The 18,707-nt window shown below is 61.1% G+C and carries 20 protein-coding genes; 11 read left to right on the top strand and 9 right to left on the bottom strand.

All coding sequences use genetic code 11. From position 1 onward, the window contains the following. Nucleotides 1-4 precede the first annotated feature (4 nt). Entirely contained in the window at nucleotides 5-922 is a 918-nt protein-coding gene (locus AC0J42_RS18850) for a LysR family transcriptional regulator (protein WP_473003037.1), read from the top strand. On the opposite strand, the gene AC0J42_RS18845 is transcribed toward AC0J42_RS18850, so the two are convergent. Further along, a complete protein-coding gene (locus AC0J42_RS18845) occupies nucleotides 900-1,547 on the bottom strand; it encodes an HD domain-containing protein (protein ID WP_473003036.1) in 648 nt (215 codons plus the stop codon). The two genes, AC0J42_RS18850 and AC0J42_RS18845, sit on opposite strands and share 23 nt — an antisense overlap. Before the next feature lie 40 nt (nucleotides 1,548-1,587). Beyond that, on the bottom strand, nucleotides 1,588-2,082 hold the full coding sequence (locus tag AC0J42_RS18840) for a GNAT family N-acetyltransferase (RefSeq protein WP_473003035.1): 495 nt from the start codon (nucleotides 2,080-2,082) through the stop codon (nucleotides 1,588-1,590). A 269-nt stretch (nucleotides 2,083-2,351) separates the two neighbouring features. Here AC0J42_RS18840 and AC0J42_RS18835 point away from each other — a divergent pair, with 269 nt between their 5' ends. Then, complete coding sequence (locus AC0J42_RS18835) at nucleotides 2,352-3,140, top strand: aspartate/glutamate racemase family protein (protein ID WP_473003034.1); 789 nt, start codon at nucleotides 2,352-2,354, stop codon at nucleotides 3,138-3,140. A 178-nt stretch (nucleotides 3,141-3,318) separates the two neighbouring features. On the opposite strand, the gene AC0J42_RS18830 is transcribed toward AC0J42_RS18835, so the two are convergent. Continuing rightward, nucleotides 3,319-3,948: a LysE family translocator gene (locus AC0J42_RS18830; protein ID WP_473003033.1), complete on the bottom strand. Its 630-nt coding sequence runs from the start codon at nucleotides 3,946-3,948 to the stop codon at nucleotides 3,319-3,321. A 135-nt stretch (nucleotides 3,949-4,083) separates the two neighbouring features. Between AC0J42_RS18830 and AC0J42_RS18825 the strand changes: the two genes are divergently transcribed. Beyond that, nucleotides 4,084-4,578 (top strand): Lrp/AsnC family transcriptional regulator, encoded by a 495-nt coding sequence (locus AC0J42_RS18825; RefSeq protein ID WP_416427412.1) that lies wholly within the window; start codon nucleotides 4,084-4,086, stop codon nucleotides 4,576-4,578. 127 nt (nucleotides 4,579-4,705) lie between these two features. Here AC0J42_RS18825 and AC0J42_RS18820 read toward each other — a convergent pair whose 3' ends face one another. The 5 genes from AC0J42_RS18820 to AC0J42_RS18800 all read right to left on the bottom strand — a co-directional run bounded on the left by AC0J42_RS18820 (nucleotide 4,706) and on the right by AC0J42_RS18800 (nucleotide 9,613). Next, nucleotides 4,706-5,095 (bottom strand): Rid family hydrolase, encoded by a 390-nt coding sequence (locus AC0J42_RS18820; protein ID WP_473003030.1) that lies wholly within the window; start codon nucleotides 5,093-5,095, stop codon nucleotides 4,706-4,708. A gap of 8 nt (nucleotides 5,096-5,103) precedes the next feature. Further along, the gene (locus AC0J42_RS18815) at nucleotides 5,104-6,456 is read right to left on the bottom strand and encodes an MFS transporter (protein WP_473003029.1); all 1,353 of its coding nucleotides are present in this window, start codon (nucleotides 6,454-6,456) and stop codon (nucleotides 5,104-5,106) included. A gap of 87 nt (nucleotides 6,457-6,543) precedes the next feature. Beyond that, entirely contained in the window at nucleotides 6,544-7,257 is a 714-nt protein-coding gene (locus tag AC0J42_RS18810; RefSeq protein WP_416425044.1) for an SDR family NAD(P)-dependent oxidoreductase, read from the bottom strand. A gap of 14 nt (nucleotides 7,258-7,271) precedes the next feature. Continuing rightward, nucleotides 7,272-8,561 (bottom strand): flavin-containing monooxygenase, encoded by a 1,290-nt coding sequence (locus AC0J42_RS18805; protein WP_473003026.1) that lies wholly within the window; start codon nucleotides 8,559-8,561, stop codon nucleotides 7,272-7,274. A 125-nt stretch (nucleotides 8,562-8,686) separates the two neighbouring features. Then, complete coding sequence (locus AC0J42_RS18800) at nucleotides 8,687-9,613, bottom strand: LysR family transcriptional regulator (RefSeq protein WP_416425042.1); 927 nt, start codon at nucleotides 9,611-9,613, stop codon at nucleotides 8,687-8,689. A 151-nt stretch (nucleotides 9,614-9,764) separates the two neighbouring features. Here AC0J42_RS18800 and AC0J42_RS18795 point away from each other — a divergent pair, with 151 nt between their 5' ends. The 7 genes from AC0J42_RS18795 to AC0J42_RS18765 all read left to right on the top strand — a co-directional run bounded on the left by AC0J42_RS18795 (nucleotide 9,765) and on the right by AC0J42_RS18765 (nucleotide 16,674). Beyond that, nucleotides 9,765-10,979, top strand: a complete 1,215-nt coding sequence (locus tag AC0J42_RS18795) for an aldose 1-epimerase family protein (protein WP_473003024.1) — start codon at nucleotides 9,765-9,767, stop codon at nucleotides 10,977-10,979. 185 nt (nucleotides 10,980-11,164) lie between these two features. Beyond that, the gene (locus AC0J42_RS18790) at nucleotides 11,165-12,148 is read left to right on the top strand and encodes a DUF1852 domain-containing protein (protein WP_473003021.1); all 984 of its coding nucleotides are present in this window, start codon (nucleotides 11,165-11,167) and stop codon (nucleotides 12,146-12,148) included. A gap of 24 nt (nucleotides 12,149-12,172) precedes the next feature. Next, nucleotides 12,173-13,207, top strand: coding sequence for a methionine synthase (locus tag AC0J42_RS18785; RefSeq protein WP_473003020.1), 1,035 nt, complete (start codon nucleotides 12,173-12,175; stop codon nucleotides 13,205-13,207). 72 nt (nucleotides 13,208-13,279) lie between these two features. After that, on the top strand, nucleotides 13,280-13,702 hold the full coding sequence (locus tag AC0J42_RS18780) for a MerR family transcriptional regulator (RefSeq protein ID WP_473003017.1): 423 nt from the start codon (nucleotides 13,280-13,282) through the stop codon (nucleotides 13,700-13,702). Between the two features lie 55 nt (nucleotides 13,703-13,757). Next, the gene (locus AC0J42_RS18775) at nucleotides 13,758-15,014 is read left to right on the top strand and encodes an NADH:flavin oxidoreductase/NADH oxidase family protein (RefSeq protein ID WP_473003016.1); all 1,257 of its coding nucleotides are present in this window, start codon (nucleotides 13,758-13,760) and stop codon (nucleotides 15,012-15,014) included. 271 nt (nucleotides 15,015-15,285) lie between these two features. Then, on the top strand, nucleotides 15,286-15,756 hold the full coding sequence (locus AC0J42_RS18770) for a GNAT family N-acetyltransferase (RefSeq protein ID WP_473003014.1): 471 nt from the start codon (nucleotides 15,286-15,288) through the stop codon (nucleotides 15,754-15,756). Nucleotides 15,757-16,272: 516 nt separating this feature from the next. Then, on the top strand, nucleotides 16,273-16,674 hold the full coding sequence (locus AC0J42_RS18765; protein ID WP_416427731.1) for a carboxymuconolactone decarboxylase family protein: 402 nt from the start codon (nucleotides 16,273-16,275) through the stop codon (nucleotides 16,672-16,674). Between the two features lie 79 nt (nucleotides 16,675-16,753). Here the strand turns inward: AC0J42_RS18765 and AC0J42_RS18760 are convergent, their stop codons facing one another. Then, nucleotides 16,754-17,641 (bottom strand): LysR substrate-binding domain-containing protein, encoded by an 888-nt coding sequence (locus tag AC0J42_RS18760; protein WP_416427732.1) that lies wholly within the window; start codon nucleotides 17,639-17,641, stop codon nucleotides 16,754-16,756. Between the two features lie 124 nt (nucleotides 17,642-17,765). On the opposite strand from AC0J42_RS18760, the gene AC0J42_RS18755 reads away from it, so the two are divergent. Then, nucleotides 17,766-18,602 carry an aldo/keto reductase gene (locus AC0J42_RS18755; protein ID WP_416427734.1) on the top strand — a complete coding sequence of 279 codons (837 nt, stop codon included), beginning with the start codon at nucleotides 17,766-17,768 and terminating at the stop codon, nucleotides 18,600-18,602. The last annotated feature ends 105 nt before the right edge of the window (nucleotides 18,603-18,707 follow it).

The raw sequence follows: 18,707 nt of genomic DNA, 5'->3' as shown, positions 1-18,707 counted from the left end.
CACCGTGAAGAGCCTCGATCTCAACCACTTGATTGACCTGGACGCGTTGCTCAACGAGGGCAGCGTTGCTGGTGCGGCCAGGCGCCTGAATCTGAGCGCCCCGGCGATGAGTCGTCGCCTCGCGCATCTGCGCCACGCCTTGGGTGATCCGTTGTTTGTGCCGGCAGGGCGAGGCCTGGTGCCCACCCAGCGGGCGCTGGATTTGCGGGAGCGGGTGCGGACCTTGATCGAAGAGGTGCGGGGTATCCTCGCGCCGCCGGATATCGAGCTTGCCCAAGTCGAGCGGACCTTCACTCTGCGTACCAGCGATGGCGTGATCGGGACCTGGGCGGCGGCGCTGTGCGCCCGGCTGCTGGAGCAGGCGCCGGGGATTACCTTGCGCTTCGTGTTGCGCCCTCAGCAAAGCATGGAGGCGTTGCGCAGCGGCGAGGTGGACCTGGACCTGGGAGTGCTCGATGGCGACGCGCCGGAGATCAAGACCCAAACCCTACTGAGGACGCAGTTCATGGGCGTGGTCAGGGCGGATCACCCGCTGGTCACGCTTGAGCACATCGGTGTCGAGCAGTTCATTGCCTGGCCGCACGTCAACGCCTCACGGCGTGGTGTGGCCGATGGCCCTATCGATCATGGACTTGCGGCGGTCAACGCCAAGCGGCGCGTGGCCCTTGTGGTGCCGTCGTTTCAGGCGGCCTTGGCCATGGCCATGAGCTCGGATTTCATCGCCGCCATACCGGAGCCATTTGCCCGCTGGAGTCCTCACTCCAACCAGTTGCATGTGTTTGCGCTGCCAGTGGCCACGCCGCAGGTCAGTATCGCCATGAGCTGGCATCCCCGGCACGACGCCGAACCTGTGCACCGATGGCTGCGCGAGCAAGTCAGGCAGACGACCGCCAGTGTCTTCACCCCTCAATCTCATCCATGAAATCCGCCAGGAATGACTCCAGCCGCCCATGGCGCACCGCAGCCAGGCGGGCGCCCTCGGCTGTCTGGAAACCGACCGCGAGCGTCAGCAGCTTGGTGTGGAAATGCTCGATGGCAAACTGCTTGTCCTGGTAGTCGCGATCAGCAGCCGTGGGGTTGGTGAAATCGTACAGCGCCGAGCCCATGCGCCCGGCAACGTAGAAACAGCGCGCCACGCCCACCATGCCAATGGCGTCCAGGCGGTCGCTGTCTTGCAGTATCTTCGCCTCCAGGGTCTGGGGCGCGACGCCTGCCGAGAAGCTGTGGGCCTGCACGGCATGGGCAACCTGTTCGACCCGGCTCGGCTCCCAGCCTCTATCCGTCAGGACCGAAGCTGCTTTTTCCGCCGAAAGCGTCGAGGCCTGGGCCCGCAGGGGCGAGTCCTTCTCGACCGCCACGCAATCGTGCAGCAGCGTGGCGGCCAGCAGCACCTCCAGGTCGCCGCCTTCGCACTGCTGAATGCGCCGGACGTTGGACCATACCCGGTGATGGTGCGACAGGTCGTGGGAGCCGTCGTTGGTGGTGGGTAAGCAGGCCAGAAGGTCGCTGGCCAGGTGTTGGTAGGGGGCGAAGGGTGGGTTGGGCATGGGTTTGGCTCGGGGGGGGGGCGCGTGTGGGTAGCGGTCGTTATCCAGTGATGGCCTTGGCCATCTCCGACGTCCCCACCCAGCCTATCTGCTCATACACAGGCTTTCCAACCTGGGTGGCGTGCAGCACGGCAAAGCTGATACCCCGCCTGGCGAACTCGGCCTCGGCGAGTTGCATCAAGGCTGAAGCCAGGCCACGACGGCGGTAGGCGGGCTCGACGAAGACATTGAGCACGTACCCGCGCTTATCCAGGGTGGGGTGGGCTGGGTGGGGTGGCCAATCGATGCTCATTAGGCCAATGGTCGCAACAGCCTGGTCGGCATCGCAGAGCGCGAAGCCATAGTATCGACCGTCATCCAACCGCTCTTTCAGCCATGGGCGAAAGTGCTCAGTCATTACGCGCAATTTCTCAGCATCTTCGCCAGCTTCGAGAAACATTGTCTGGCGGTGCAAGGCGATCGTCTCGGCGTCATCTGGCCCAAGAGGCCGGCATTGCAGCCCGCTTGATTCGCTACGTCCCTGTGGTGGCTTCATCGCTGTCCCGTCGATGGTGAGTGTCGAAGACAAGCAGGCTATGGCATTTGCCAGCGCTGTGGCAAGGCTGAGCAAAGAGCGCAGAGCAACCACGCCTCTATAGGCCCCGCCTATGCAAGACACTGGAAACCCACCGTTCATCTCGCCCTACACCGAGCGCCACAATGCTGCTGGTGGAGGCATGCGCCGGCAATCCCATGCCAGGAGCCGTTTTGCCCTGCAACCGGCGACCCGTTCGCCGGTTTTTATTGGCCAAGAGGAATGCCTCGATGAAACTGTGCTGGATTCACCCGACTGCCCGTAACCCGGCCCTGGAGCCGCTATGGGCGACCATTCACGAGCGTGTCGGCGCCGTGGTTGCCCCAAACGTTCAACTGGACTTTCGCTTCCTGGCCACCAGCGGTGGCTTCACCCGCTCGCAGTATGCCGAGCACCTGAACTCGGTGCTGATGGTGGAAGCCGCCATGCAAGCCCAGGCCGACGGATACGATGGCGTTTATCTGGGCTGTTGGAATGACCCTTTGTGGGAAGCACGCGAGATGCTCGACATCCCGGTAGCTTCGGTGGGCGAGCAGTCGATGCTAGCCGCCCTGGCCATGGGCCAACGGTTCGCGGTGGTCACGGTCTCCGACAAGACTGCCGTGGCCATCGAGCGCGATATCATCGCCTATGGCCTGCGGGACCGCTGTACCGCTCGGCCGGTCCGGTCCATCACGCCCTATTCCGATGCACAGCTATTGCTGGAAGCCGTCGATGCGCCGGCACGGCAATTCATTCCTCGTTTCGAGGCTGCGGCGCACGCGTGCATCAGCGACGGGGCAGACGTGATCCTGGTGGGCTGTGCCTATTACGGGCCACTGTTGCGTCGCGCCGGCTACAGCCACGTGCAGGGCACGCGCGTGCCCGTGGTGGATTCCTCCACCGTGGGGCTCAAATACCTGGAGGCAATGGTGGGGGTTGCCCGGTGTACCGGGCTGGTGAAAAGCCAGGCGAACTTGTTCGCCGGTGTCGCGCCTGAGTCCATGGCCCAGGGCCGCAAGGCCCTGGGGTTGCCGTAGCTGCAACTGCCTTTGTGGGAGCTGGCTTGCCAGCGAGCTTCTATGGCCCCACAGCTCGCTGGCAAGCCAGCTCCCACAGGATGTAGCAGCTGCCGCCAGGCGGCGTCTTGCAACCACGGTGAGCCAGGCACAACGCAGCGGCTTCTGACGCGGCCTGGCGGCCGCTGCTACAGGTAGATTAGCCCTGCTGCACCCACGCCAGCCGCACAGCGAACCCGATCAACATCCCGCCAAACAGCCATTGCTGGACCTTCTGCGCGACGGCGCTGTGTTCCAGGCGGCGGCCCATCCAGCCGCCAGCGGTGGCGTAGGCTACGTCGAACACTGCGCCCACGCTCACTAATATCACGCCCAGGAACGCAAATTGGCCCAGCACGGGCCCCTGGCCCGGGTGGATGAATTGCGGCAGTAACACCGAGCAGAACAACAAGGCCTTGGGGTTCAGGAGGTTGGTCAGCATGCCACGCCGCACCGCCGCCAGCCCCTGGCCCGGTGTGCTCTGCGCCGGCGGGTGGCGCGGTGTGCCATGGCTGGTCGGCTTGAACATCCTGAGGCCGAGCCAGAGCAGATAGGCAGCCCCACCGAACTTGGCTATTTCGAACGTCCAGGGTAGCACCTTGAACAGCGATGCCAGGCCCACCGCCGCCAACGTGACATGAGCGGCACGGGCCATGGCCAAACCCGAAGCGGTGGCCAGCGCCCGTCTGCGGCCCTGGCAAGCGCCGGTCTGCAGCAGCAGGACCATGTCGGGGCCAGGCATGAGAAAAATCATCGCAAGGGCGGCGAGATAGAGAACTTTATCGTCCATGGCAGCGACCGTCAGGGCAGGAAGTGAGGACAAAATTCTAAGCCGCATGGGCGGGGCAGGTGGTTGCGTAATGAACCCTTGAATTGGCTATCATTGGCAGATTGTGCCAATCAATCCCTATTCAACAGGCTACCTATGCCAACTCAGCGCCCGGTCTACCCCAAGCTCGATGGTTACGACAAACGTATTCTCACCGCCCTGCAGCGCGACGGTCGGCTCACCAACGTTCAACTGGCCGAGGAGATTGGCCTGTCCCCCTCACCATGCTTGCGGCGGGTTCGCCAGCTGGAGGAGGCGGGGGTGATACGCGGCTATCAAGCCAGCCTGGAGGCGGAAGCCGTGGGGCTGGGGTTGACTGTCTTCGTGGGGGTGAAGGTCGAACGTCACCATGAGGTCGAAGCCGAAAACTTCCGTTTGGCCGTGCTGGCGCTGCCAGAGGTCATCTCGGCGTTCCTGGTCTCAGGTGAGTCGGACTTCCTGCTGCATGTGGTGGTGCCGGATCTGCGTGACTACGAGCGCTTTCTTACGGAGTCGCTACTGAGGCTGCCGGGGGTGCGGGATATTCGCAGCAATTTTGCGATCAAGACCATCAAGCCTCAAGGGGGATTACCCTTGGGGCATTTGCCCTAGGTGGCGTGAAGCCGGGGTGGATTTGCTTCGCTCGGCTAGCGTTGACGGCTGGGTGCCGCTGACGCCGCCTGTGGCAGCTGCTACGGGGAGGTGCGGCATGCCCTGTAGCAGCGGCCGGCAGGCCGCGTCAGCCGGCGACGATGGCGTAGGTCTCTATCTCGACCTTCTGCCAGGGCCGCAGCATGGAGTCGACCTGGATCAGGCTGCTGGCCGGGCGGATGCCGTCGAACACGTCGCTGTGGGCCTTGGCCACCTGGGCGGCATCGTTGATGTCGCGCAGGTAGACCACGGTGCGCACCACGTCTTCCACGCTCATGCCGGCTTCGGCCAGCACGTTGCGCACGGTGGCCAGGATGGCCTGGGCCTGTTCGCCGGCATTGCTGTGTTCGTAGTCCGGCGAGGCACAGGTGCCGGAGATGTGCAGGTGGTTGCCCACGCGCACGGCACGCGAGTAGCCGAACACCGCTTCGTACTGGCCGCCCGAGGAAATGTTTTGACGCGAGGTTGGAGTAGTCATCATGGGTCTCATTGTGGGAGAGGTTTGCCGGTGGAGTCCTGCACGAACAGGACGGAAATCAGGCCGACCACGGCGCCGGCGATCAGGTACCAGGCCGGTATCATCTGGTTACCGGTGGCGTTGATCAGCCAGGTGTTGATCAGCGGGGCGGTGCCGCCAAACAGCGACACGGCGACGTTGTAGCTGATGGCCAGGGCGCTGAAGCGCACCCGGGAGCCGAACAGCGATGTCAGCGTCGCCGGCATGGCGCCTTCGAAGAACAGTTGCGCCAGGGTCAGGGTCAGCATGGCTGCCAGCAGCAGGGGCAGCGACTGGCTGTGCAGCAGCATGAAGCAGGGGATGGCCAGCACGATCAGCAGGGCGCAGCCGGCGATGATCATGGCCTTGCGGCCGATGCGGTCCGCCAGCAGGCCGGATACCGGGATCAGCACCAGCATGAACAGCGTGGCGGTCATGCCCAGGCTCAGGCTGAAGCTGTTGCTGTAGCCCAGCACGTTCTCCAGGTAACCGGGGATGTACCCCAGGATGATGTAGTAGGTCACGTTGAACACCGTGACCAGGCCCATGCACTTGAGCAGTTGCGGCCACTCGTTCAACAGCAGGGTGAACAGGCCGGCTTTGGCCGCCGGGCTGTTTTTCAGCGCGGCTTCGTTTGCCTGCATTTGCTGGAACACCGGGGTTTCTTCCAGGCCGAGGCGCAGGTACAGGGCGATCATGCCCAACAGGCCGCCGACGGCGAAGGGCACGCGCCAGCCCCAGTCAGCCATGGTGGCTTCGCCCAGCGTCAGGGTGAACAGGGTGACCACCGCGCCACCGAGCAGGAAACCGGAGATATTGCCGAACTCCAGCCAGCTGGTGAGGAAACTGCGGCGTTTGTCCGGCGCGTGCTCGGCGATGAAGGTGCACGAGCCGCCGTACTCGCCCCCCGTGGACAGGCCTTGCAGCAGGCGCATCAGGATCAGCAGTATCGGGGCGAACGCGCCGATGCTGGCGTAGCTGGGTATCAGCGCAATGGCGAAGGTGGCCACCGCCATCAGCGAGATGCTCAGCGACAGCGCCATGCGCCGCCCGTACTTGTCGCCGATGGGGCCGAACACCAGGCTCCCCAGGGGGCGGATGAGGAAACCGGCGGCGAAGGTTGCATAGATCGCCAGCAGTTGCGTGGTGGGGTTGTCGTTGTGGAAGAAGGTCTTGCCGATGATGCCGGCCAGTGATGAGTACAACGCAAAGTCAAACCATTCGACCATGTTGCCCAGGGTCACGCCGACCACGGCCTTGGTCATCGGTTTGCGCGAGGTCGAGGCCTTGGCGCGCGGGGTGGACCTGTCGTGCGACGTGGAGGAAACGTAGAGTTCGCCCATGATTTTGCCCTCTGGAATAATTGTAATGAGGCAGCTGTCAGGAGGAAGGGCAGGCCCACGTCTTGGCGCGTGGGGCCTGCGATTGGGTCAGCGCATGAACACACCGCCGGCGATGCACAGCGACTCGCCCGTGACGTAGGACGGCTTGGCGCCGAGCTGCCAGACCCAGTCGGCAATCTCGTCAACGCGGGCGGCACGCTTGAGCGGGATCGACGCAATGGCCGCTTCGATGCGGCCACCGGCACGGGTGCCTTCGGTGTCTACCCAGCCCGGCGCCAGGGCGTTGACCACGATGTTGTGGTCGGCCAGTTCAATGGCCAGCGAGCGGGTGATGGACACCACGGCGGCTTTCGAGGCGCTGTACAGCAGTTGGTTCTTGGACACCGTGAAGGCGTCCACCGACGCGAAGAATACGATGGCGCCGCCACCGGCGGCCTTCAAGTGCCGGGTGCCGATGCGGGCGATGTTCAGCGAGCCCAGCACGTTGATGTCGAAGATCTTGCGGTACAGGGCGTCGCTGTAGCTTTCCAGCGACGAGGTCGGGAAAATCCCGGCCGCGTTGATCACGGCTTTCAACGGCGCCTTGCCGTCGAGGGCGGCGTCGATGGCGCTGGTCAGCTCTGCTTCGCGGGTGATGTCACCCACGACCGGCGAGAACAGAGCGCTGGGCGCTTGGGTGCCGGGGGCGACGTCGACGGCCACCACGTGCCAGCCTTCGGCCTGGAAACGTTGGGCGACAGCCTGGCCCATGCCGGAGGAGGTGCCGGTGATGATGACGCTGGCGGTAGGTGCAGTAGTCATGATGAGTAGTCCAGTCAGGCCAGTTGGGCGATAGGGGCGGCGGGTTGCAGGGACAGTTCCATGACATCCAGTTGGCGCTGGGTGTCTTTGTAGCTGGCGAGCCATTCGCGCTTGATGATGTCGATGCGCGAGTCGGCCGGCTGCAGCCTGGCGAACTTGGCCGCCAGGCCTTGCATGCCGGCGGCGCGCAGTTTCAGGAAGCGCATCACCAATTTGGTCTGGTCGCAGTACACCGGCCATTGCGGGCCACGTGGGGCGCCCAGGCCGATGTAGAACAGGCCTTCAAGGTTGGTCGGCAGGGTCATGGCGGCGGTGCGCAGGGGCGCGCCGTCGCGCCATTGCAGCAGGTTCTCGTCCAGGAACGGCAGGCGGGTGTTGAAGCCGGTCGCCCAGACGATGGTGTCGTAGTCGCCCTGGCTGCCGTCGCTGAAGGTGACGGTCTTGCCTTCAATGTGCTCGATGCCCGGGGCCACCTTGATGCGGCCGTGCTGAATCCAGTACAGCAGCAGGGTGTTGACCACCGGCGGCTGTTCGTCCAGGTCGTAGCTTTCCGGGGCAGGCAGGCCGGGGTAGTTCGTGTGCGAGCCGACGGTGGCCATGATCAGCAGGTTCATCACCATGTTCTGCTGTTCGGGCGGCAACTGGCCGAGGAACGGCAACTCACCGCGGGGCACGCCGAAAATGGTCTTGGGCTGGAACAGCTGGCCACGGCGGATCACGATGGTGGTGTCGAGGCGCGCCTGGGCGGCATCCACGGCCAGGTCGCAACCGGAGTTGCCGAAGCCCACCACCAGCACCTTGCCTTCCACCTGTTTGACGTTGCGGTATTCACCCGAGTGAATGGACACGCCGGTAAAGCCTTTGCCCACCTCGGGGATCTTGCAATCCCACAAATGGCCGTTGGCAACCAGCACCCCGGCGTAGCGCTTGCGGGTGCCGTCGGCCAGGGTCACCTGCCAGCCCGCTTCGCCGTTGTCGCCCAGGGGCACCAGGGTGCGCACTTCGGTGTTGAAGGTGATTTTCTCGCGCAGGCCGAAGGTGTCGGTGTAGGCGTTCATGTACGCCTTCACCTGGTCGCGGCTGGGGTACACCGGGTAGTCCGCCGGCATCGGGAAACCATCGAAGCACGAGCTGCTTTTCGGGGTGATCAGGTGCAACGCGTCGTAGTCGGTGTTCCAGTGGCCGCCGATGTGCCCCGACTTCTCGTAACAGTCCACCTGGAAGCCGGCGTCGGTCATGGTCTTCAGCGCTGCCAGGCCTGCGGCCCCGGCGCCAATGATGCAGTACTGCAGTTGAGTGGACATGGTTGACTCCCCCTTCATCGAACGGTGCAAGCGCCTGTCATTGGCGTCCGTGGGGGCAGTATCCAACCGGCTTGCGTGCGGATGAATGGGTAAAACAAAGTGCTTCGTATAGGCGCAGCCTATGGCTACTGCGACTCCAGATGCGCATACAACGCCTGGATACGGCTCAGGTGGCTGCGCATCAGGTTCATCAGCACCCGGGTGGGCGGCGAAATGGGCGTGTCGTGGCGGTGAATAAAGCCGAAGACTTCGAAGATGGGCGGGTTGATCGGCACCCAGCCCAGGCGGTCATTGAAGCCCAGCTGATGCAGGATCGGGCGCGTGGCAATGACGTCGCCGAGCCCGCGGGCGGCCAGTTCAAAGCCGGTGACCTGGTGTTCCACCTCGATGATCGGGTCCAGCACCTCGCCGCCCTTGGCCGCCAGTTGGGCGAGCAGGCGGCGGATAGGGTCGGCGGTATTCCAGCGCGCTTCTGTCAGGATCAGGGGCGCGGTGGCCAGGTCGCGGATGGTTTTCGGGCCCTGCAGGTGGTCGGGGTTGGCGCTGATGTAGCCGACCTGCGCCGACCAGACCGGCTCGCTGACCGTCAGGTTCTGCTGCTTGATGGGCAGCATCACCAGGCCCGCCTCGATATCGCCGTGGCTGACCAACTCGGCGATCTCGGACGAGTTGTAGCCCACGATCTTGATGCGCATGTCGGGGTGCTGGGTGCGGAACTGTTCGATCAGGTCGGTCAGGAAGTAATGGTGCGCCGTGCCGAACGTGCCGAAGCTGGCCACCCCGCCACTGAGCTCGCGCACCGCTTGCACCGCCTCGTAGCCTTGGCGGGCGGCGGTGACCATGCCTTGGGCGAACGGCTGCAGGCGCCGCCCCGCCTCGGTGAGCACCAGCCGCCGGTTGGTGCGGATGAACACGTGGGTGCCCAGGTGCTCTTCCAGGCGCAGGATCTGCTCGGACAGCGACGGCTGGGCGATGTGCAGGCTTTCGGCGGCCTTGGAGAAGGTGCCGTGCTCGATCGCGGCCAGGAAGTAGGTAAGTTGTTGCAGGGTCATGTGAAGGTCAACCGTTCCTTGTCTGTTCGCGCCAGGGGCCTCGCGCTGCCGTGCATCATGGCCTAAATGGGCGGGGAACGTCGCCCCTGGGCTTGCTGAAACGTTTCTTCAAGGCTATAAAAAACCCACAACTCCAAGAAAGGCTACTGCAATGACTCCGCTCAAACTCTTCGTTGCCCTCGGCGCCCTGTCCGCCGGCTCCCACGCCATGGCCTGGGATTACGTATTGCTCGACACTGACAAAGCCGCCCAGAACTGGCAGGTCACCAGCCAGCAGCTCGGGATGAAAACCGCCAAACCTTTCAGCGTCACGGTGCGTACCCTGCACGGTGGGCGGCAGGAGGGCGTCAGCATCGTCGACATCGATAACGGCACGATGCAACTCTCGGTGGTGCCCACCCGCGGCATGAACGTCTTGCACGCCTCGGTGGGCAAGGTGCGCATGGGCTGGGATTCACCGGTCAAGGAAGTGGTCAACCCCGCCTTTATCGAACTCAATGGCCGCGATGGCTTGGGTTGGCTGGAAGGCTTCAACGAGCTGGTGGCCCGCTGCGGCTACGAATGGGTCGGCCACCCCGGCGTCGACAACGGCGAGCTGCTGACCCTGCACGGGCGGGCCGCCAACATACCCGCAAGCAAAGTCACCCTGCACATCGACGAGCAGCCGCCGTACGCCATCCGCTTGCGTGGCGAGCTGAAAGAGCAGGCGTTCAAGAAGGTCGACTTCGCCGTCGCCACCGAACTGGTCACCGAGCCGGGCAGCGTAGCGTTCGCCCTCAACGACACCCTCACCAACAACGGCGACTACCCAAAGGAATACCAGGCGCTGTACCACAGCAACTTCAGCACCCCGTTCCTGGAGCAGGGCGCGCGTTTCGCTGCGCCGGTGAAACAGGTGTCGCCGTTCAACGACAAGGCCAAGGGCGACCTGGCCGACTGGCAAACCTACCGCGCGCCCACCAAGGACTACGACGAAACGGTCTACAACGTAGTGCCCTATGCCGATGCCAAGGGCGATACCTTGACCGTGCTGCATAACCAGGCGGGCAGCCTGGGCGTGGCGGTCGGTTTCAACACCCAGACGCTGCCGGTGTTCTCCCTGTGGAAAAACGCCGATACCCAGGGCCAGGGCTACGTCACGGGGCTGGAACCAGGGACCAGTTTTTCCTACAACCGCCGTTACCAGCGCCCACTGAACCTGGTACCCACCATTGGCCCGAAAGAGCACAAGCAGTTCCACATCAGCTACAGCCTGTTGGCGGACAAGGCCGCAGTGGACAAGGCCTTGAAGCAGGTGAGTGATATTCAGGGTGGGCGCGACACCGAAGTGCGGCAGACGCCGTTGGTGGACTTGACCAAGGGGTAGCGCCGGCCAGCTCGTTGTCGCGCTGTTGCAGCGGCATGAGCAGAACTAATGCTTTTTTGAAATCAATTCGTTTTTACTCAACTGCCACCCGCTTTAACCTGCGCTCAGCTCTTCACACTCGCCAACGCCAAGGCCGTGAGGGAACAGAACGCTGGTCAATACTGAAAAGCAGGGTGGCAGTTGGAATGAACAATGAATTCACCTTCACGATCAGAAGCATAAATTTTGATGAGCACTATTCGCCATCAAACAATACCCGGGTCACCACCAACTTCGCCAACCTGGCCAGGGGTGAAAGCCGGCAGGAGAATCTGCGCAATACGTTGAAGATGATAGATAACCGCTTCAACGCGCTGGCGCATTGGGACAACCCTGCAGGTGATCGCTACGGGGTCGAACTGGAGATCATCTCCGTCGAGATGAACATGGGGGCCGGCACCCGTGGTGACGCCATCCCGCTGATCGAAGTGCTCAAAACTACGATCGTCGACCGTCAAACCAACGAGCGCATCAGCGGCATCGTCGGCAATAACTTTTCCTCTTACGTGCGCGACTACGATTTCAGCGTGCGGTTGCTGGAACACAACAACAAGCAGGCCGGGTTCAGCACACCGGAAGGCTTTGGCGAGCTGCACGGAAAGCTGTTCAAGTGCTTCGTCAATTCAAGCGCCTACCAAGCGCATTTCGACAAGCCGCCGGTCATCTGCCTGAGCGTTTCGAGCAGCAGAACCTACCACCGTACCGAAAACCAGCATCCTGTATTGGGCCATGAGTACCAGCAGGATGAATACTCGCTGACCGATGAATACTTCAAGCAAATGGGCATGAAGGTTCGCTACTTCATGCCGCCTGACAGTGCGGCGCCGCTGGCGTTTTATTTTACAGGCGATGTGTTGGGTGACTACTCCAACCTGGAGTTGATGGCCACGATCAGCACCATGGACACGTTCCAGAAAATCTACCGGCCCGAGATTTACAACGCCAATTCGGCGGCAGGTAAAACCTACCAGCCAAGCCTGACACACCAGGACTACTCGCTGACGCGCATTGTTTATGATCGAGAGGAACGTAGTCGCTTGGCTGTGGAACAAGGCAAGTTCGCCGAAGAACAGTTCATCAGACCCTACCAAGCCATGCTTGAACAGTGGGCGGCGAACTGCACGTTTTGATTCATTTAAACCAAGGTCTTTTTCATGAAAAAATTGTTGCCCACATCGACGGCTGGCAGCCTGCCCAAGCCTGCCTGGCTTGCCCAACCCGAGACACTCTGGTCACCCTGGAAACTGCACGACGACGCGCTGATTGAAGGCAAGCAAGACGCCTTGCGCCTGGCGTTGCACGAGCAGCAACTGGCCGGTATCGACATCGTCAGCGACGGTGAACAAACCCGTCAGCATTTCGTGACCACGTTCATCGAACACCTCGACGGCGTTGATTTTGAACAGCGCAAGACCGTCAGGATCCGTGATCGCTACGACGCCAGCGTCCCCACGGTGGTGGGCGCTGTTGCGCGTAGAGAACCGGTGTTCGTCGAGGACGCCAAATTCCTCCGGCAGCAGACCCGGCAACCGATCAAATGGGCACTGCCAGGCCCCATGACCATGATCGACACCCTGTTCGATGCGCATTACCAGAGCCGGGAAAAACTGGCGTGGGAATTTGCCAAAATTCTCAATCAGGAGGCCAGGGAACTCGAGGCTGCCGGGGTGGACATCATCCAGTTTGACGAGCCTGCCTTTAACGTCTTTTTTGATGAAGTGAACGACTGGGGCGTGGCCACCCTGGAGCGCGCCATCGAAGGGCTCAACTGCGAAACCGCCGTGCATATCTGCTATGGCTACGGCATCAAGGCCAATACCGATTGGAAACAGACGCTGGGCGCGGAGTGGCGCCATTACGAACTGGCGTTCCCCAAGTTGCAACAGTCCAGCATCGATATCGTCTCGCTGGAATGTCACAACTCCCACGTTCCCCTGGAGCTGATCGAACTGATCCGGGGCAAGAAGGTGATGGTCGGGGCCATTGATGTGGCCAACCATGCCATCGAAACGCCCGAGGAAGTTGCCGACACCCTGCGCAAAGCCCTTCAATTCGTCGACGCCGACAAACTCTACCCGTGCACCAACTGCGGCATGGCACCGTTGCCGCGTCGAGTGGCCAGCGGCAAGTTGAGAGCGTTGAGTGCTGGTGCAGCGATTGTTCGCGAGGAACTTGCGAGCGAAGGTTGAGCCGGCCTTGGCCGCCTGATGGCGTTAGGTTTAAAGTCAGCTTTTAGGTCAAGCGTGGTGCAGGGTGGGGTTATGAGAATAGGCGAACTGGCGAAAATCAGCGGACTGGCCCCTTCACGAATCCGTTTTTACGAGGCCAGTGGCTTGATTCACTCCGTCGAGCGCAAGGCCAACGGCTACCGAGATTACGCGCCTGATACCCAATGGGTGCTGGAACTCATCACCGGTGCACAGGCCGCAGGTTTCTCGTTGGAGGAGATCCGGCAACTGATGCCGGGGAACGCCAGCGGCTGCCAGCACGACGCGTTGCTCACGGGGCTGAAGCAAAAGGTGGAGGAAATCAGTGTGCTGCAGGAGCGGCTGGCGCAAAACAAAGCGCAACTTCTGCTCGTCATCAAGGGCATTGAAGCTAAGCCCGAGGGTGTTGCGTGTGGGGACAACGCGCAAATGCTGATAACTCGTCTGCGAGAAGAGGGGGCTACAAAAAGGTATTGACCTTAAAGTTCACTTCAATCTTAAGGTGGCCTCATCTCCAGTTGAGGACTGCCCCATGAATGTGTTCGCCCCCCTGACCCTTCCCAACGGTTCCACCATCAAGAACCGAATCGCCAAAGCCGCCATGGAAGAGAACATGGCGGACGCCCACCAGGCTCCCTCCGAAGACCTCATGCGGCTCTATCAAGCGTGGGCGGACGGCGGTGTCGGCCTGATCATCACTGGCAACGTGATGGTCGACGGCCGCGCCATGACCGGACCGGGTGGCGTGGTGTTGCAGGACGATCAACACCTGGCCCCTTTCAAGCGTTGGGCGCTTATTGCTCGATCCGGCGGCGCGCAGGTCTGGTTGCAGATCAATCACCCAGGCCGGCAGATGCAGGCCAACCTCGGGCAAACGACGTGGGCGCCGTCAGCCGTGCCCCTGGCACTGGGCAACATGTCCAAGCGTTTCGCCACGCCCCGGGCGATGACCCCTGATGTGATTGAAGAGGTCATCCAGCGCTTCGCGAACACCGCCCGCCTGGGCGAAAAAGCCGGGTTCACCGGCGTGGAAATCCACGCCGCCCATGGCTATTTGCTGAGCCAGTTCCTTTCGCCCCTGACCAATCAAAGAACGGACGAGTGGGGCGGCTCCCTGGAAAACCGCGCGCGCCTGTTGCTCGCCATCGTCAAGGCGGTCCGGGCTGTGGTGTCCGCGGAATTTGCGGTGGCGGTTAAACTCAATTCCGCTGATTTCCAGCGTGGAGGGTTCACTGCCGATGAGGCGAAAAAGGTGGTTGAGTTGCTCAACGGCCTGGGCGTGGACATGGTGGAATTATCCGGAGGCAGCTACGAAGTACCCGCAATGCAGGGTGACGCCCGCGACGGTCGCACCTTGGCGCGTGAAGCGTATTTCGTCGAATTCGCCCGTGACATCCAAACCGTCGCCAACATGCCGGTGATGGTTACCGGCGGTATCCGCCGCCGGCCGGTGGCCGAAAGCGTGGTGCGCAGTGGTGTGGACATGGTGGGCATCGGCACAGCGTTGGCCATCGACCCGCACTTGCCTCGTAACTGGCAGCAGGGCAAGGACAGCGCACCGCAGTTGCCTGCAATCACCTGGAAAAACAAAGCCATTGCCGCCTTGGCGAACATGGCAGTGGTGAAGTTTCAGTTGCGCAAACTCAGCCGAGCTAAAAAAACCGATCCGAGCGTTTCACCGTTGCGGGCGCTGATCTTGCAGCAGCTCGCCATGGCCTTGCGCACTCGCCAGTATCGAAGATGGGTGGAAAAGTCTTCTCACTACAACGGCTTGGGAGACTTGAGATGACCATCGCAGCGCACGCACTGCTGCGTCTCGCCGATTGCCGTCCAACATCGAACACCTCTGCGCCCGAAAAATTGCACTCCCTTCCAAAACATCAGATGATGCCCCCATGACCACTTGCAGCCGCGTAACCCAGATGCACCCCATGATGCCCCCCTCGGCGGGCCATAGGGCGTTGCGCGCGTAAATCCCACGCATCCCCCCAAGCCCCGCCAGCAACGGCCGGGGCTTTTTCATGCTCCGGTCATGAACATCCATGACAAGGAGAGTGAGCATGTTGCAGATCCGCCCAGCCAGGTACAGCGACGCCGAGGTCGCTTTCGATATCCGGTTTCAGGCTATTCGACACCAATGTATTACCGTCTACACGCCAGAACAGGTTCAAGCCTGGACACAGGTGCCCCTGACGGACCGGTACCGGGCCAGTGTGGCGCGCCGGTACCACATTGCCTGGTGGGGTGACGTGGCGGTTGCCACGGGGCTGATCGATTTCCAGTCCGGGGAGCTGGGCGCTCTCTTTGTGTTGCCCACGTACATGGGGCAGGGCATTGGCAAGGCCATGATCCAGCATCTGGAGCGGCTGGCGATTGCGGCTGGGCTTGACGAAATTCACCTGGACGCGACCCCGAATGCCACAGGGTTTTACCATCGGTGTGGTTACCTCGGGGAGGTTGGCGGCATCTATACCTCGCCTTCGGGGCTTGAGCTGGCGTGCACGCCCATGCGCAAGCGATTGGTTGGCTGAGGTGAGAAGATGTGTAGCAGCGGCCGCCAGGCCGCGTCAAAGGCGCTGCAGTACTTCTGGTGGGGCGTTCGGCAACTATCGTATGTGGCTGGGGGGTATTGCTTGGCTGGAAGGCAGCTTCTGGCCCAGAGTGTGTAAAAACGCAGGCACGGTTTTGAAGTCTGCGCTGCTACGCGAAATCCGCCGGCATTTGGCTAATCAGCGGAGCTGGAAGTTGCATAGGCGCGCGATTTTAGCCCCCAATCAGGCCACCAAAGCTGCTCGAAAGCGTTTTTACACAGCCTCGGCCGAAAGCTGCCCTTTGTGAAGGGCAGCCAAATACGTGAAGCATGAGAGAAGGCCCAGGGCTTCCACCCAGTGTCCGACCGCATCTGACCGTCACGAGCAATTATCCACTCTCTTTCATTCAGGACCTCAGGGTATGGAATGAAAACACCTGAAGCTGCTGTTTCGCAGCCTTCATGCCTCGCAGAATGACCCACTGTCGGATAACCGGTACCAGAGGAGTAAATGCATATGAGCAAACAGCAGTTGGCGAGAGGCCCGGATTTTACACGCGGGCTACAGCTTTTCTCTAGGTTGCACGGTAACCATAGCGGGCAACAGTTGGCCCAGTCGCGGGAGGACATCTGCCCTGATTTGATCACTATGACGATGAGCTGGGCATTTGCTGGAATTTTGGATCGACCGGGTTTGGACTTGGCAACGCGTGAATTAATTATCATCGCCAGTTGCGTGACGATGGGATCCGCACTGCCGCAGGTCCGGGCACATACGCAGGCAGCACTGGAGGCCGGCGCAACCCAGGAGCAGATTGTCGAAGCGGTTCTACAAACCATGTTCTATGCGGGTGGGGCAAATGTTAACAACGCTATGGGGGTTGTTTCAGAGGTTTTCGAGGAGCAGGAAAAACTTTAGCGGTTATCCACCCTGACGTGCTTTCGCCGCTAGTGGAGGCTAGGCTTTCATATAATGCGATGCTCTACCGCCCCAGAACTCAAGTTGCAAACTCCCTCATGAGAAAATCGATCACACTTCTCAGCTTGGCAGTCGGAGTGGTGTCTTGTCGGTAGAGCAAATGCATTGGAGTCGACTTATAAGACCAATCTGCCAGGACCCGCTCCAGGCGCCCCGCTGCAATATCGTCTGATAACAGATCCTCTTGCTGCAATACGATGCCGATTCCACACAGTGCTGCCATGCGTAACGCACTTCCCTGGTTTGATGAGAATCTTCCCTTCACCATCACTGCGCATGTTTCATCATTCTCGCAGACCAGGTTCCACCGATCATGTCGTCGCCAGTACGATAGCCCCAAACAACTGTGCCGTTCCAATTCTTCAGGGTGGGAGGGCGTGCCGTGTGTGGCTAAATACTTTGGAGACGCCGCCAGAATCCTGCGGTAGGGCCTGAGTGGCCGCGCAACAAGGCCCATGTCCTTCACGTCACCAATCAATATGCCCAGTTCGATATTGTCGGCATGGAAGTCAGGCGCTCGATTATCGAGCGTGAGTTCTACATCCACCTCCGGATGCTGCTCCAAATAACGAGTCAGAGCTGGTACCAGCACCTGGCTACCGAATGTGACCGGTGCTACCAGCCTGACTGCACCACGTGGTGTCTCCTGGAGTTCCGAGGCGCTTGCCTCGGCAAGCTCGACTTCGGCCAGTACTTTTTTGCAGCGCTCATAGAAGAGTTGGCCTACCTCAGTGAGGTGCTGTCGACGGGTCGTCCGGTGGAGCAAGCGCGCCCCTAAGCGTGCCTCGCTGGCACGAATGTGCTTGGCAACCATGGTCGGGCTGACGTTGCTCGCCAATGCCGCAGCAGTGAAGCTGCCACAGTCAACCACGCGAACGAACATAGCCATGGCATTCAACTTGTCCATTATTGCGAACCTCACGGTTTTGAATGGCTAAAATTATTGCATCTGTATCACAGTATTGAAACCGGGAGATACTCAATTCAGCCACCTTACTGATGTCCCCCTCAATCTTTATCAGGAGATAGCCATGGCATCCGCTCCACGGATTACCCTCAATGATGGCGTAGAGATTCCGCAACTGGGCTTCGGCGTGTGGAAACTGGACGACGCGCAGGCTTATGCGTCTTCCAGGATTGCCTTGGAATCCGGTTACCGACATATTGATACGGCGATGAGTTACGGTAACGAAGCCGGAGTTGGCCGAGCGGTTATGGAAAGCGATCTGGGCCGCGACCAAATCTTCATCACGACAAAGCTATGGAATGCCGATCAAGGGTTCGACAGCACCTTGCGAGCGTTCGACGCCAGCATGCAGCGTCTGGGCCTTGAAACGTTGGACCTGTACTTGATCCATTGGGCCATCCCGAAAAAGGGAGCCTATCGTGACACTTGGAAGGCCTTTGTGCGCCTGCGAAAGGAAGGTCGGGTCCGCTCAATCGGAGTGTCCAATTTCAATAGCGAGCATCTGGCGCATATCATTGATGACACAGGCGTGATTCCTTCAATCAACCAGATCGAAGTCCGTCCCGATTTCAACCAAGCCGAACTGAGCCATCGGTGCCGTGAGCAAGGCATCGTTGTCTCGTCTTGGAGCCCGCTGGGGCAGGGCGGTGAGGTACTGAAACTGCCACTGTTCGCTGAAATCGCTCAGCGCCACAGCAAAACCCCTGCCCAGGTCATCCTTCGCTGGCACCTTCAGAATGGCTATGTGGTGATACCTCGCTCGTCCAATCCCGAACGAATTGCGGCCAATATCGACATATTCGACTTTCAGCTCAGCCGTCGGGAGGTTGAAGCGATTGCCCAACTCAAGCAAGCCGGCCGCTTGGGGCCGGATCCGGAAACCATCGAAATGGGCATTTGAACCTGCATCTTGCTGATGAGGCCCACCTACGCTGCGAGGACTGTCTTTTTCCTAGCTGCTTGCATACCTTGGCGTGCGCGGTGTTGGGGGAGCGGCTGCATAGCT

The organism is Pseudomonas sp. Tav-5-1A, assembly GCF_055755055.1.
The sequence above is the reverse complement of the archived record's forward strand: the minus strand, read 5'-3'. Positions and strand labels throughout refer to the sequence as shown.